Here is a 14,414-nt window from a genome sequence, read left to right as displayed (position 1 = left end):
CCGCATGCGGGGGCGTGGCAAGGCGTCCACGGTTCCTACACAATTGGGCGGGAGGGGGCGCACCCACGAGATACGAGGGGAGGCCAAGGCTTCGCATCATGGTCACCCCTTCTACTTACCTATATGTTGCGAGCACCAATCTAGCTACGGCCAGCATCTGCCCACCATATAGATTCACTGCTCGCGCACATCACATATATGTTTAGGCGCTACTTCTCCTCGGAGCAGGCCTTGCGGCCGTTCGGAATCTTGGCAAGGCCGACGAGCGCAAGGTGGGTGCCTGCAGCTCACCACCATCATGGCGTCCTTCCGCGAGCCGTATCAGGGCGTGCGGCTTAGCATTCGCGAGGGCCTCGCGGGGACGCATGCCCACCGGCGCTAGGATGGATGCGAGGAGGACGTATGATCATTGACCGAGACAGGGCCCGCACGGCGTTTGACGCCTACGTGGCCGCCTATGACCCATCCAACCCTCGTATCGCGCTCAAGGTGGAGCACACCTATCGCGTGGCCGAAGTCGCGCATCGTATCGCCATGGACCTTGGCCTGGACGAGCGGGACGTTGATCTCGCCTGGCTGTGCGGCCTGCTCCACGACATGGGGCGCTTTGAGCAGGTTCGCCGCTGGGACACGTTTAGGGACGCGGACTCCACGAGCCACGCGCGCTTGGGCGAGATAGTCCTGTTTGGCTCCCGCGAGCACCTGGGCAAGCCCATTGCAGGTAGCGGCGAGCCACGCATCCGCGACTTTGTTGCCGATGCCAGCGAGGACGAGGTTATACGGATAGCGGTTTGCCTCCACAGCGACTACCGCCTGCCCGCCGGCCTCGACGAGCGCACGCGCATGTTCTGCGACATCACCCGCGATGCCGACAAGATCGACATCCTGCGCGTCGCGAGCCTCGACACGCCCGAGGCGATGCTGGGCTGCTCCATGGACGAGCTGCTGGGCAGCACCCTCTCGCCCGAGGCGACCCGGGCGTTTGACGAGCGCCGCTGCATGCTGAGGGATGAGCGCTCACAGCCGGCCGACTTTCTCGTGAGCTTTGTCTGCTTTGCCTTTGAGCTGGCGTTTGCGCCCAGCAAGAAGATCATGCGCGAGCAGGGCTGCGCCATCGGGCTGCTCGAGCACCCGTTTGGGGCCAGCGGCCCCTTCCACAACGACCACACCCGCGCCGAGCTCGCCCGCATGGCGCGCGAGATGGGCGCCTACCTGGAGGAAGATGCCTCGTGACCAAGCCGCGCATCCTCATGGTCGCCACCGGCGGCACCATCGCTTCTGCCGAGGAGGGCAACGGCCTGACGCCGCAGCTCACCGGCGAGCAGCTTGCCGGCTACGTGCCGCAGGCCTCCGAGCTCGCTGACATCGACATCGTGCAGCCCATGAACATCGACAGCACCAACATGCGCCCCGGCGACTGGCAGGCGATTGGCGACGCGATCCTTGCCCGCTACGAGGACTACGACGGCTTCGTGGTGCTGCACGGCACCGACACGATGGCCTACACCGCCGCCGCACTCTCCTACCTCATCCAGGACAGCCCGCGCCCCATCGTGCTCACCGGCTCGCAGCAGCCCATGAGCAGCCCCTTCACCGACGCGCGCATCAACCTCTACCAGAGCGTGCTGTACGCCTGCGACGAGGAGTCGCGCGACGTGTCGGTCGTCTTTGGCGGCAAGGTGGTCGCGGGCACCCGCGCGCGCAAGCAGCGCACGATGAGCTTCAACGCCTTTACCAGCGTGAACTACCCCGAGCTCGCGCTCATCCGCAACGAGCGCATCATCCGCACGGCCCCCGCCGACGCGCGCCGGCGCGCCCACGAGCCGCGCATCTACCACGACCTCGACGAGCGCGTCTTTGTGCTCAAGCTCACGCCCGAGGTGAACCCCTCCGTGTTCACGCTGCTGCGCGAGGACTACGACGCCATCATCCTCGAGACGTTTGGCATTGGCGGCATCCCCGACGCTCTGCACGATGCCATCTTTGGGTGGGTCGACTCGGGCCGTACGCTCGTCGTAACGACCCAGGTGCCCGAGGAAGGCCTTGACCTGGGCGTCTACGAGGTGGGGCGCGCCTATGCCGAGCATCCCGGCATCCTGCGCGGCGCCGACATGACCTGCGAGGCGCTCGTGGCCAAGACCATGTGGGCGCTGGGACAGACGCGCGACGCAACCCGCCTGCAGGAACTCTTCTACGCCCCCGTGAACCACGACCGTCTGGTGGAGGCCTAGCGCGGGCGGCACAGGACGGGAGCATCAAAGGTTACAAGTTGGTATCCGCCGCGCACGCGGGGGCTCAAACCGAGCTTAGCAGGCAAATTCCACAGATAGAATGGCTGCTACCACTAGGGATGCGCACCCAGGGGCCGCGCGGCGCAAGCCCGCCCGCGGAAGGGCGCGCAGAAAGGAAGGGGACCCATGAACTCCATCTCTAGGCGCTCGTTCGTCGCCGGCGCCGCCGGCTCGGCCCTGCTCGCGCTCTCCGCGTGCGGCGCTTCCAACTCCGGCTCGTCCGACGACTACGGCGAGAAGACCTACAAGGTCGGCGTCCTGCAGCTCACGCAGCACGCCGCCCTCGATGCCGCCAACGAGGGCTTCGTCGAGGCCCTCGACGAGTCTGGCATCAAGTACACGATCGACCAACAGAACGCCAACAACGACCAGAGCGCCTGTGCCACCATCGCCTCCAAGCTCGTGGGCGACGGCGACGACCTGATCTACGTCATCGCCACGCCGGCCGCCCAGGCCGTAGCCGCCGCGACGAGCGACATCCCCATCGTGGGCTCCGCCATCACCGACTACGCTGCCTCCGGCCTCGTCGCCGACAACGACAAGCCCGGCGGAAACCTCACCGGCGCCTCCGACATGAACCCGGTTGACGACCAGATCGCCATGCTCCAGAAGGTCCTGCCCAACGCCAAGCACGTGGGCATGCTCTACTGCACCGCCGAGCCGAACTCGCAGCTGCAGGTCGAGATGGCCGAGGCTGCCTGCGACAAGGCCGGCCTCACGCACGACCGTTACACCGTCTCGAGCTCCAACGAGGTCCAGAGCGTCGTCGAGTCGATGGTAGGCAAGGTCGACGCCGGCTACACCCCCACCGACAACACCATCGCCGCCGCTGCCGCCCAGGTGGGCCAGATTGCCAAGGAGGGCAAGCTGCCCTTCATCACCGGCGAGGAGAACATGTGCATGGGCATGGGCATCTGCACCCTCTCCATCGACTACAAGGAGCTGGGCAAGATGGCCGGCCAGATGGCCGTCAAGATCCTGAAGGGCGAGGACACCCCCGCCAACATGGCCATCGAGACCGAGACGGGCGACCAGCTCAAGGTCGTCAAGAACGAGGAGATGGCCGAGGCCCTCGGCATCGACCTGTCCGCGCTCGACGCCTAGGGGTCGAGCGCCGATGACGCGGGGCGCCTCGCCTCGCCCACGCTAAACTAGTGCGCGTTGCACGCTTTCGCGCCCCGGTGGGAAATCCGTCGGGGCGCATTTGAATGGAAGGAACCACATGCTGACAGCAATGCTCGGCGCCGTGTCCCAGGGAATCCTGTGGGGCATCATGGTGCTCGGCGTCTTCATCACCTACAAGCTGCTCGACATCCCCGACCTGACGGTCGATGGCAGCTTCGCCACGGGCGGCGCGGTCTGCGCGGTGCTCGTGGTCGCTGGCGTGAACCCCGCGCTGGCCATCGTCGCCGCCATGGCCGCGGGCGCCGTCGCCGGCGCGGTCACGGGCTTCCTCACCACGGTGTTCGAGATTCCCGCGATCCTCTCGGGCATCCTCACCCAGATCAGCCTGTGGTCAATCAACCTGCGCATCATGGGCAAGTCGAACACGCCGCTGCTCACGAGCGACACCGTGTTCAGCCAGCTGGGCAACGCCACCGGCCTCACCTCCAACGTCTGCGCCATCATCGTGGGCCTCATCGTGGCCGTGGTGATCGTTGCCGGCCTGTACTGGTTCTTTGGCACCGAAATTGGCAGCGCCCTGCGCGCCACCGGCAACAACGAGGCCATGATCCGTGCCCTGGGCGTCAACACCAACCGCACCAAGATGCTCGCGCTCATCCTGTCCAACGCCCTCGTTGGCCTATCGGGTGGCCTCATCTGCGAGCAGCAGAAGTACGCCGACATCGGCATGGGCACCGGCGCCATCGTTATCGGCCTTGCCGCCATCGTCATCGGCGAGGTGCTCGGCCGTCTGCTGCCTGGCGGCCTCTCCAAGTTTGGCGCCAGGCTCGTCTCGGCCGTCGCCGGCTCCGTGGTCTACTTCCTCATCCGCGCCATCGTTCTGCAGATGGGCATGGACGCCAACGACATGAAGCTCCTCTCGGCTATCATCGTTGCCCTGGCCCTGTGCGTGCCCGTGGTGTGGGAACGCATCCAGAGGCGCCGCTCCTACTCGAAGGGAGGCGAGCAGTAATGACGACGATGCTCAAGCTCACCAACGTCAAGAAGACCTTCAACCCGGGAAGCGTGAACGAGAAGCGCGCCCTGACCGGCGTCAACCTCGAGCTCGAGGAGGGCGACTTCGTCACCGTCATCGGCGGAAACGGCGCCGGCAAGTCGACGCTGCTCAACATGGTCTCGGGCGTCTACCCGCTCGACTCGGGCGTCATTGAGCTCGGCGGTGTCGACGTCTCGCGCCTCTCCGAGCCCGCGCGCGCCAAGTACCTGGGCCGCGTGTTCCAGGACCCGATGATGGGCACCGCTGCCGACATGCAAATCGACGAGAACCTGGCCCTCGCCAGGCGTCGCGGCAAGCACCGCGGCCTCGCCTGGGGCATCTCCGCGGCCGAGAAGAAGGAGTATCCCGAGCTGCTCGCCACGCTTGGCCTTGGCCTCGAGACGCGCATGACTGCCAAGGTGGGCCTGCTCTCCGGCGGCCAGCGCCAGGCACTCACCCTGCTCATGGCCACGCTCACGAACCCCAAGCTGCTGCTGCTCGACGAGCACACCGCGGCCCTCGACCCCAAGACGGCCGCCAAGGTCCTCGAGCTCACCGACAAGATCGTCTCCGAGCGCGGCCTCACCACCCTCATGGTGACGCATAACATGAACGACGCCATCCGCCTGGGCAACCGCCTCATCATGATGCACAACGGCAACGTCATCTATGACGTGCGCGGCGAGGAGAAGAAGCGCCTCACCGTATCCGGCCTGCTCCAGAAGTTCGAGGAGGTCTCGGGTGGCGAGCTCGCCAACGACCGCATGCTGCTGAGCTAGCCTCACCTGGCATAGCCACCCGCTCGAGGGGCCTCGCACTTGGTGCGAGGCCCCTTTTGCATGCTATTCTCTACCTGTGCTTTTTGGCGAGGCGCCCGCGCGTGCCCGTCGTCCCCTTAAGAGAACAGGAGGGCTCATCTCCATGAGACCCGAGACTTCCGAGGCGCTCGCTCGCCTCGTCTCCATCTACGTTGCCCTGATCGAGCACACCGGCATCGACATCAACGACGCCAACATCAACAGGATCATGACCGACCCGTTTGCCGCGTGCGAGTCGCTCAACGAGCTCGCCGTGAAGGTGGGCGCCCTCGACGCCGAGGCCGACGCCGTGATTGCCGCCATCTACGAGTCGATGGACGCCGCCGACGCCCGATCGGCCGCTGACGAGGCCTGCCTTACCATGGCTGCGTCAGCCTGGGAGACCACCCACGTCGAGCGCCCCGTTCCCGAACCCGAGCCGGAGCCCGAGCCCCAGGCGGCCGACGAGCCCAAGGATGCCGAGGTCCCCGATGAGGCCGAGGACAAGCCCAAGCGCCGTCGCCGCTCCAAGGCCAAGAAGGCCGAGGGCGAGGATGCCGCCGAAGCCCCCGAAGAGGCCGCCGGCGGCCAGGGCGCCAGGGAACAGGAGCAGGGTACCCCGCAGGAGGCCCCCGTCGACACCAAGCCGGGCCGCCGCTCGCGCGCCAAGGCCAAGGCCGAGCGCAAGGACATGGACGCCCAGACCGAGAAGGACGCCCCCGGCAAGAAGAGGCGCGCGAAGAAGGATGAGGCAGCCCCCGCAGACGAGCAGTCCGCCGACGCCCCCGTCGTTGCCGACAAGCCCGCGGAGGCAGCCGCCCCCGAGACGGGAGCAAGGGCCGAGGCAGCCGCCAAGGCCGAGTCGCTCTCCGTTGACCAGGCGGTCGCCATCCTGGGCGTGAGCCGCCCCACCGTCTACAAGCTCATCGAGTCGGGCGAGCTGCCAGCCTACAAGAAGGGCCGTTCCTGGCGCATCTCCGCCGAGGCCGTCTCCAAGCGCGCGGCCAACTAGCACCCGCGCAAGGGCACCCAGCCACAGACGAGGGGCGCGACGGCCAGACGGTCGCCGCGCCCCTCTCTCGTAAACATGAGGCGGCATGGGCCACACGCACGGGCGCTAGCGGCGCAGGGCCTCCTCGCCAGAGCTCCCAAGGTCGTCCTCGCCAATGAACAGCGGCACGGCCACGCGCGTGTAGACCGCCAGCCACGCCATCGACAGACAGAAGCCTCCCAGCACGTCGCTCGCATAGTGAACGCCCAGGTAGATGCGGCTCACGCCAATCATCACGATGACGAGGGCAAAGCCCGTGGCATAGAGGCAGCGCAAGCGGCGGTCGGCCTCGTTTTTCCACACGAGCCAGGCGAGCAGACCAAAGAAGGCCATGGCCGCCATCGAGTGGCCCGAGGGGAAGCTGAACCCGCTTGCCGTCGCCAGCCTGAAGCCATCAGGGCGCGGACGCTGGATGATGAACTTGAGCACCTGGTTGATGACGACCACCAGTACGAGGTTCACCGCGCAGCACATGCCCGGGCGCTTGCCCGGGGCAAACGCCGCCACCGCAAGCAGCAGCACCACGAGCGAGACGGGCGTGGCAAGCGCCGAGAAGCTCTCCATGACGGGCGTGAGCCAGGGGGTGCGCAGGTGCTCGACGATGAGCCAGTAGGCCGCGCGGTCGAGCCGCATCGACTCGGCGTCGTACACGTCCTCGAGGATCATGAGGAAGACCAGCACGCAGGCGCACGCCACGATGACGCGCAGATTCTTTCTCGCAAGCCCCGCGAGGCTGCTCGCGACGCCCCTCGCTCCCCGGTTCTTTTCGTCCATTGTTCTTGCTCCTTCTTGCATCAAACGTATGCCCCTAGCTTACGGTGCCGAGGCGCCTGGGGCGATACGTTTTAAGAAGCGTTTATACAAACTGCGGCCCCGCGCCAGAGGCGAGGGGCCGCAGGGGTGGGGCGATGCCTCACGCCCGCTCGACGGGCGGAGCACAGGCGAGCCGATGGGGATGGGGGCTAGAGGGTAGAGGCTAGAGGCTCGAGACCCACGAGGCGGCGTCGGCGGTACCGTGGAGCACCTTGCCATCAACCCAGGCGGCCTCGGGCGCGAGCTTCTTAAGCTCGGCGGTGGTGCCGCCCATGGCACTACCGCCCGAGGTGGCCCAGGTCACGACTCTCTTGCCCGCAAGGTTCGCCGCCTCGACCCAGGTGTCGACGATGCGCGGGGCCACATACCACCAGATGGGGAAGCCAAGGAGGATCGTGTCATAGCCAGAGAGGTCGCCGGGGGCACTCGCGAGCTCGGGACGCGCTGCGGGGTCCTTCCCCTCGAGCGTGGAGCGGCTCGAGCCGTCGCGCCAGTTGAGGTCGGCCGCAGTGTAGGGAGTGGCGGGGGCAATCTCGACGAGGTCCGCACCGGCGGCATCGGCAACAGCCCGGGCGACGCGCTTGGTGGTTCCGGTGGCGCTGAAGTAGGCAACGAGGGTCTTGGACATGGTCGTTCCTTTCAGTTGATGACGTTGCGTCGCTTATATTCAAGCATCGTTGGCATCCCCATACCAATGCCAAATGTCTCGGCGTTGCTATGCATGCAGCGAATGGCAGCGAGAAACCTTTCTCGTCAGGGTTGACGATGGGTGGCGGCCACGATGCGAGACCTTCTACGCCAAGGGGATAAGCCTACTAAACGCCTAGGTGAATAGTGGTTTACACTGTAACGACACGAGTTGCATCGGCGTCCTAGCGGCGCCGTGACACAAGGGAGAGATACGCATGTCCAACCAGAACCGCCCCGCAAGCATCGACCGCCGCGGGTTCCTCAAGCTTATGGCCGCAGGAGCCGCCGCGACGCCGCTGGCGCTTGCCGGCTGCGGCTCCTCCCAGCAGGCGGCGGACGCCCCCGCGACCACCGAGGCCGCTGCCGACGTCGCGGGCGTCAAGCTCACCTTTGTGGGCGACGACGCCTTTGCCCCCTACCGCTACCTTGAGGTTCAGGGCGACGGCAGCCAGAAGGTCGTGGGCCTCGACATCGCCATCGCCGACGAGATGGCAAGCCGCCTGGGCTTTACCTACGACTTCGAGCCGCAGGAGTTCGCCGCGACCCTCGCCTCGGTCCAGAGCTCCGGCACCTCCTTCACGATGGCCATGTCGGCCAACGAGGAGCGCGAGCAGACCTATGACTTCACGCGTGGCTACTACCAGCCGCTCGTGGGCGTCCTCACGATGAGCGACGAGGTCAAGAAGGTCGAGGACCTCAAGGGCAAGTCCATCGCCTGCACCACGGGCACCGTCCAGAACAAGTTCATCGCCGCGGTCATGCCCGACGCCGACATCCACACCTACGACGGCGGCGACCAGTGCCTGCAGGAGGTCCTCGCCGGCCGCGTCGACGCCTACCTGTGCGATGGCGCCGAGGGGCAGTCGATGCGCGACGCCAACGAGGGCCTCGTCCTGGGCCTGCTCGACCGCTCCGAGACCAAGGACTACGTGGGCGTCTACCGCGTGATGGCCACCAAGGGCGCCTCGTTCGTGGGTGCCTTCGACGCCTGCATCGCCGAGATGCTCGAGGACGGCACCATCGACGGCTACATCAGCCAATACGTGGGCGAGGACTTTGCCTGGAACGGCGACACGAGCGCCTCGGGCCAGCCCACCACCGGCGTCGTGGCCAGCGCCAAGTAGCGCCCCGCACCGATTCGCCTGAGAGCGGCACGGATGAACTTCTCGGTCATTGAGCCCTATGCGCCCATGTTCTGGGGCGGCTTGGCCGTCACCCTCGAGGTGACGGGGGCCGCCCTCGTGCTCGCGTTTGCCCTGGGCGCCGTCATCGCGGTGCTCAAGGTGCTCCCCTGCCGGCCGCTGCGCCTGCTGCTCGACTTCTACACGTCGCTGTTCCGCGGTATCCCGCTCATCGTCTTGCTGTTCATCGTCTACTTCGCGACGCCCCAGCTCACGGGCTACAAGATCACGATGTTCGCCGCAAGCGTGCTCACGCTGGGACTCAACGGCTCGGCCACGGTGTCAGAGACCCTGCGCGGCGGCATCGAGGGGGTCGACCGGGGCCAGTACGACGCGAGCCACGCGCTGGGCCTGCCCTACGTCACGATGATGGCCGACGTCATCATTCCCCAGGCACTGCGCTCGGTGGCGCCCGCGCTCGTCAACGAGGTCATCACGGTGCTCAAGAGCTCGTCGCTCGTTGCCACGATTGGCCTCATGGACATGATGCGCGCCGCCCAGAGCGTGCAGGCCCTCACCTACCGCGCGTTCGAGCCGTTCGTCGTCGTGGCCATCGTCTACTACGTCATCGTGATGCTGCTCACGCTCGTCGCCAACCAGCTCGAGCGGCGCCTGCGCGAGCCCCAGGGACCCAGGCGGCGCTAGGGGGCGGCCGAGGCCACCACGCAACATCGGCAACGCCAGCTCGCCGGGACGCACGCCCCGGCGAGTTTTCTTATGGCTCAATTGGTGTCCGCTTCCTCGGCTAAGATGGAGTGCGAGAAAAACACCGCAGCCAAGGAGCACGCCCGTGGCAATAGACACGCCAGACAACAACACGCAGGACGCCCCCGAGCGCGACCCGTTTGCGCCCGGGTCCTTGGGCGAGCTCGTCCCCGACCTTTGGTTTGACCCCGAGCAGTGGCCGGACTACGAGCCAGAGGCCCCGCTCGACGCCGACGAGGCCCTCGAGCGCTACCTCGAATGGTGCGAGGGCCGCGGGCTCGAGCTGTGGGACCACCAGCAGGAGGCCCTGCTCGACCTTGCCGCCGGCGACCACGTGGTGCTGGGCACCCCCACGGGCTCGGGCAAGTCGATGGTTGCGCTTGGCCTATGCTACCTCGCCATCTGCCAGCACAAGCGGGCCTACTACACGGCACCCATCAAGGCGCTCGTCTCGGAGAAGTTCTTTGACCTGGTCGACGCTTTTGGCAAGGACAACGTGGGTATGATCACGGGTGACACCCAGATCAACACCGACGCGCCGGTCATCTGCTGCACCGAGGAGATTCTCGCCAACCAGGCCCTGCGCGAGGGTGCCGGCAGCGACGTAGCCGCCGTCGCCATGGACGAGTTCCACTTCTTTGGCGAGGCGGACCGCGGCTGGGCCTGGCAGGTGCCGCTGCTGACGCTCCCCAACGCGCAGTTCCTGCTCATGAGCGCCACGCTGGGAGACGTCACGGCCATCGCGGGCACGCTCGAGCGCCAGACTGGTCGCACCGTCGACCTCGTAACGAACGCCGAGCGCCCCGTGCCCCTCACGTACGAGTACGTCGACACGCCGCTCGAGGCCACCGTCGAGCTGGCGCTGCGCAACGGCGACGCACCCATCTACATCGTCCACTTTGCCCAGGACGCCGCCCTCAACACCGCCCAGTCGCTCGCGAGCTTTGGCGTTGCCACCAAGGAGCAACGCGAGGCCATCAAGCAAGCCTGCAAGGGCACGCGCTTCACCACGGCGTTTGGCAAGACGCTCCAACGCCTGCTGGGGTGCGGCGTGGGCGTGCACCACGCCGGTATGCTGCCGCGCTACCGCCTGCTCGTGGAGAAGCTCGCCCAGCAGGGCCTGCTGCCCGTCATCTGCGGCACCGACACGCTGGGCGTGGGCATCAACGTGCCCATCCACACCGTGCTGCTCACGGCCCTCACCAAGTTCGACGGCCACCGCATGCGCCGCCTGCGCGCCCGCGAGTTCCACCAGATTGCGGGGCGCGCCGGCCGCGCCGGCTTTGACACCGAGGGGCGCGTCATCGCCGAAGCGCCCGAGCACGAGATCGAGAACGCGAAGCTCATGCTCAAGGCCGGCGGCGACCCCAAGAAGCAGCGCAAGATCAAGAAGAAGCGCGCACCCGAGGGCTTCGTCAACTGGAACCAGGACACCTTCGAGCATCTCTGCGCGGCCGAGCCCGAGACCCTCGTAGCACGCCTGCGCGTGACCCACTCTATGGTGCTCTCCGAGACCGAGCAGGGCGGCGACTCCCACGCGCGCATCATGCGCCTCATCGCTGACTCGCTGCAGACCCCGCTCGAGAAGGCTCAGCTCGTGGGCCGCGCCGACGAGATCTTTGCCACCCTCATCGATGCCGGTGTCATCACGCGCGAAGACGCCCCCGAGACCGACGAGGCGCGCGCCGCCGCGGAGGAGCTCGCCAAGCTGTTGCCCGCCGCTGCCGCGAGCCCGCTTGCCTCGCCCGCCAGCTACTCACTGACGGTCGACCTGCCGGAGGACTTTGCCCTCGACCAGCCGCTCTCACCCTTCCTGCTCGCCGCCCTCGAGCTGCTCGACCCCGAGAGCGAGACGTACGACATGGACCTCGTCTCGATGGTCGAGGCCACGCTCGAGGACCCCTGGCAGGTGCTGCGCGCCCAGGAGCGCGAGGCGAAGGGCCGCGCCATCGCCGAGATGAAGATGCAGGGCATCGAGTACGACGAGCGCATGGAGCGACTCGAGGAGATCACCTACCCCAAGCCGCTCGCGGACGAGCTCGAGGCTGCCTTCGCCACCTACTGTGAGAAGGTCCCCTGGGCGCGCGACTACTGCCTGCGCCCCAAGTCCGTCCTGCGCGACATGCTCGAGTCGATGGCTGATTTCAAGAGCTACATCCAGCGCTACAAGCTCTCGAGGTCCGAGGGCACGCTGCTGCGCTACCTCTCCGACGCCTGGCGCGTGCTCGACCGCACGGTGCCGCTCGACAAGCGCTCCGAGCGCCTCGATGACATCGTGGCCTGGCTGGGCTTCGTCGTGCGCACGACCGACTCCAGCCTGGTCGACGAGTGGGCCAACGCGGGCGAGGTCCCCGACGAGATGCCTCCCAGCTCCGACGAGGCCGTCGTGCGCGACCGCCACGGCCTCACCGTGCTCGTGCGCAACGCCCTATGGCGCCGCGTGCGCCTCTTTGCCGCCGAGGAGGTCCCCACCTTGGGCGAGCTCGACGGCGCGTTTGGCATGGGAGAGCGCCGCTGGCGCGACGTCCTTGAGCGATTCCACGAGGAACACGAGGAGATTCTGCTCGACGGTGACGCGAGGTCGACCGCATACTTTATCGTTGACGAGGCGAACGAGCTCACGGACCACACCTGGCACGTCACCCAGATCTTCCACGACGCGGACGGCGACAACGACTTCCGCATCGACGCCACGGTCGACCTGGACGCGACGCAGGACGCAGGCGAGGTTGTCTTCGCGAGCTACCAGGCCGGAACCCCCGAGGACCTCGAGGGCTAGGCACGCACGAAACCCCGCGGCACCGCCGCCGAGAAACGGAGCACCACCATGGTCAACTACAACCACGCCAAGTTCACGATGAGCGCGGGCACGGCCGCCCAGCTGCCGCACGGCACTCGTCCCGAGGTCGCCTTCGTGGGCCGCTCGAACGTGGGCAAGTCCTCGCTCATGAACAAGCTCTTCAACCGCAAGGGCCTCGTGAAGGTCTCGTCCAAGCCGGGCAAGACCACCACGATCAACTTCTTTGCCCTCGATGACGTCGACTTCGTTGACCTGCCGGGCTATGGCTACGCGCGCGTCAACGCCACCGAGAAGCAGCGCTGGGACAACCTCATGGACGGCTACTTCGAGGGCGAGCGCAACCTCAAGCTCGTCGTTGCCCTCGTCGACATCCGCCACGACGCGAGCCCGCTCGACGCCCAGATGATCGGCTACCTCGAGTCGCTGGGCCACCCCTACGCCATCGCCTTCACCAAGGCCGACAAGCTGAGCCGCTCCAAGGGCCTCGTCCAGGCCAAGAACCTGCGCGAGCAGCTCTGCGTCGACGAGAGCGTCAAAAGCGTGCTCGTCTCGTCCACCGCGGGAACCGGCATCGACGAGCTCAAGCAGGTCATCGAGGACCGTCTGAACTTCTAGCTCAACGGCCCAATCCAACGCATGAGGCCCGCACCCTCGCCACCACGGCGCAGGTGCGGGCCTCTTCTCTACCTTGCGGCAGGGACGCCCTTGCCCTCGGGACGCCGCTTGACCTTGGCGGTGACGATGGGGTCGTAGTGCAGCGTGAGCACGATGCCCATCTCGGCCTCGACCTGCTTCTCGATGCCGTCGAGCGTCGCGTGCGTCTTGAGCGGGTCTGCCTCGGCCGGCATCTCGACATGGGCGCTCGCGAGCTTCCTGCCGGGACCGTAGTCGTGGATCATGAGGTCGTGCATGCCCAGGACGCCCGGCTTGGTGAGGATGATCTGGTGCACGCGCTCGACCACCTCGTCGCTGGGCGCCTGGCCCAGCAGCGGGTTCACCGTGTCGCGTACGAGCAGAAGGCCGCTCACCAGCACGAACGTGCCAACGGCCAGGCCAACCCAGCCGTCGAGCTGCACGCCGGTTGCCCACGAGACGATCGAGCAGGCGAGGACCGCGCTCGTCGTGATGACGTCGTTGCGCGAGTCAACAGCCGTGGCCTCGAGGGTCTCGGACTCGATGCGCCGGCCCAGCGTGCGGTTGAAGGCCATCAGCCAGGCCTTTATCGCAATCGAGACGAGCATGACGGCAACCAGCGGAAGGCCAAACGAGACGTCGCGCGGCTCGAGGATGCGCTCGATGCCCGAGCGCACGAGCTCGACGCCCACCGAGGTCACGAGCACCGCGACGACGAGGCCGGCGAGGTACTCGAAGCGCCCGTGACCGTAGGGATGGCCCTTGTCGGCGGGCTTGCTCGCGAGCTTGAACCCAGCGAGCGTCACGATGTTGCTCGACGCGTCGCTCAGGTTGTTGATGGCGTCTGCCACGATGGAGACCGAGCCCGAGACGAGGCCGATCGCCCCCTTGGCGGCGAACAGCACGATGTTGCACACGATGCCAACGATGCCCGCCATGAGGCCATAGGACGTGCGGACCTCGGGGTCGTTCACGCGGCCATAGTCGCGCACGAACATTCTCGACAGCCAGTCGGTCATGATCTTGTCTCCCCCAAATAACGATGCGACGCAATCTAGCCGTTATAGCGCATTGCGACGCAAGAAAAAAGGGCGCCCGGCCAATCCCGGGCGCCCCAGCTCACGATGTCTCCAGCACGGCTGGAACGCGAGGCCTAGTAGCGGTTGCCACCACGGTAGCCGCCACGGTCGCCGCCGCGGTTGTCACGCCCGCCGAAGCCACCGCGGTCGTTGCCGCCGCGATAGCCGCCGCGGTCGCTGTTGCCGCGGAAGCCACCGCGGTCGCCGCCGCGG

General features: G+C 66.8%; 13 protein-coding genes. 10 read left to right on the top strand and 3 right to left on the bottom strand.

Annotated elements, in window-relative coordinates; all coding sequences use genetic code 11:
- The first annotated feature begins 402 nt into the window (after positions 1-402).
- The 6 genes from Q3866_RS07635 to Q3866_RS07610 all read left to right on the top strand — a co-directional run bounded on the left by Q3866_RS07635 (position 403) and on the right by Q3866_RS07610 (position 6,261).
- Positions 403-1,233: an HD domain-containing protein gene (locus Q3866_RS07635; protein ID WP_301830794.1), complete on the top strand. Its 831-nt coding sequence runs from the start codon at positions 403-405 to the stop codon at positions 1,231-1,233.
- 17 nt (positions 1,234-1,250) lie between these two features.
- On the top strand, positions 1,251-2,231 hold the full coding sequence (locus tag Q3866_RS07630) for an asparaginase (protein ID WP_301830796.1): 981 nt from the start codon (positions 1,251-1,253) through the stop codon (positions 2,229-2,231).
- Positions 2,232-2,417: 186 nt separating this feature from the next.
- Positions 2,418-3,395, top strand: a complete 978-nt coding sequence (locus Q3866_RS07625) for an ABC transporter substrate-binding protein (RefSeq protein WP_301830792.1) — start codon at positions 2,418-2,420, stop codon at positions 3,393-3,395.
- Between the two features lie 118 nt (positions 3,396-3,513).
- Positions 3,514-4,428 carry an ABC transporter permease gene (locus Q3866_RS07620; protein ID WP_293673978.1) on the top strand — a complete coding sequence of 305 codons (915 nt, stop codon included), beginning with the start codon at positions 3,514-3,516 and terminating at the stop codon, positions 4,426-4,428.
- Between the two features lie 8 nt (positions 4,429-4,436).
- Complete coding sequence (locus Q3866_RS07615; protein ID WP_293826435.1) at positions 4,437-5,231, top strand: ABC transporter ATP-binding protein; 795 nt, start codon at positions 4,437-4,439, stop codon at positions 5,229-5,231.
- A 142-nt stretch (positions 5,232-5,373) separates the two neighbouring features.
- Positions 5,374-6,261: a helix-turn-helix domain-containing protein gene (locus Q3866_RS07610; RefSeq protein WP_301830788.1), complete on the top strand. Its 888-nt coding sequence runs from the start codon at positions 5,374-5,376 to the stop codon at positions 6,259-6,261.
- 105 nt (positions 6,262-6,366) lie between these two features.
- On the opposite strand, the gene Q3866_RS07605 is transcribed toward Q3866_RS07610, so the two are convergent.
- Both Q3866_RS07605 and Q3866_RS07600 read right to left on the bottom strand, forming a co-directional pair.
- Positions 6,367-7,074, bottom strand: coding sequence for a phosphatase PAP2 family protein (locus tag Q3866_RS07605; RefSeq protein ID WP_301830786.1), 708 nt, complete (start codon positions 7,072-7,074; stop codon positions 6,367-6,369).
- A gap of 202 nt (positions 7,075-7,276) precedes the next feature.
- Positions 7,277-7,741 (bottom strand): flavodoxin, encoded by a 465-nt coding sequence (locus Q3866_RS07600; protein ID WP_301830785.1) that lies wholly within the window; start codon positions 7,739-7,741, stop codon positions 7,277-7,279.
- 277 nt (positions 7,742-8,018) lie between these two features.
- Between Q3866_RS07600 and Q3866_RS07595 the strand changes: the two genes are divergently transcribed.
- The 4 genes from Q3866_RS07595 (at position 8,019) to yihA (ending at position 13,104) form a co-directional block, all read left to right on the top strand.
- The gene (locus tag Q3866_RS07595; protein WP_301830783.1) at positions 8,019-8,927 is read left to right on the top strand and encodes an ABC transporter substrate-binding protein; all 909 of its coding nucleotides are present in this window, start codon (positions 8,019-8,021) and stop codon (positions 8,925-8,927) included.
- Positions 8,928-8,960: 33 nt separating this feature from the next.
- Entirely contained in the window at positions 8,961-9,629 is a 669-nt protein-coding gene (locus Q3866_RS07590; protein WP_301830781.1) for an amino acid ABC transporter permease, read from the top strand.
- Between the two features lie 151 nt (positions 9,630-9,780).
- The gene (locus Q3866_RS07585; RefSeq protein WP_301830795.1) at positions 9,781-12,468 is read left to right on the top strand and encodes an RNA helicase; all 2,688 of its coding nucleotides are present in this window, start codon (positions 9,781-9,783) and stop codon (positions 12,466-12,468) included.
- A gap of 48 nt (positions 12,469-12,516) precedes the next feature.
- On the top strand, positions 12,517-13,104 hold the full coding sequence (gene yihA / locus Q3866_RS07580) for a ribosome biogenesis GTP-binding protein YihA/YsxC (RefSeq protein WP_301830779.1): 588 nt from the start codon (positions 12,517-12,519) through the stop codon (positions 13,102-13,104).
- Between the two features lie 68 nt (positions 13,105-13,172).
- Here the strand turns inward: yihA and Q3866_RS07575 are convergent, their stop codons facing one another.
- Complete coding sequence (locus tag Q3866_RS07575; protein ID WP_301830777.1) at positions 13,173-14,141, bottom strand: cation diffusion facilitator family transporter; 969 nt, start codon at positions 14,139-14,141, stop codon at positions 13,173-13,175.
- Positions 14,142-14,414: the final 273 nt, after the last annotated feature.

The sequence above is a fragment of the uncultured Parolsenella sp. genome, assembly GCF_958346945.1.
GTDB lineage: Bacteria > Actinomycetota > Coriobacteriia > Coriobacteriales > Atopobiaceae > Parolsenella.
This window is presented reverse-complemented; position numbering and strand designations above follow the sequence as displayed.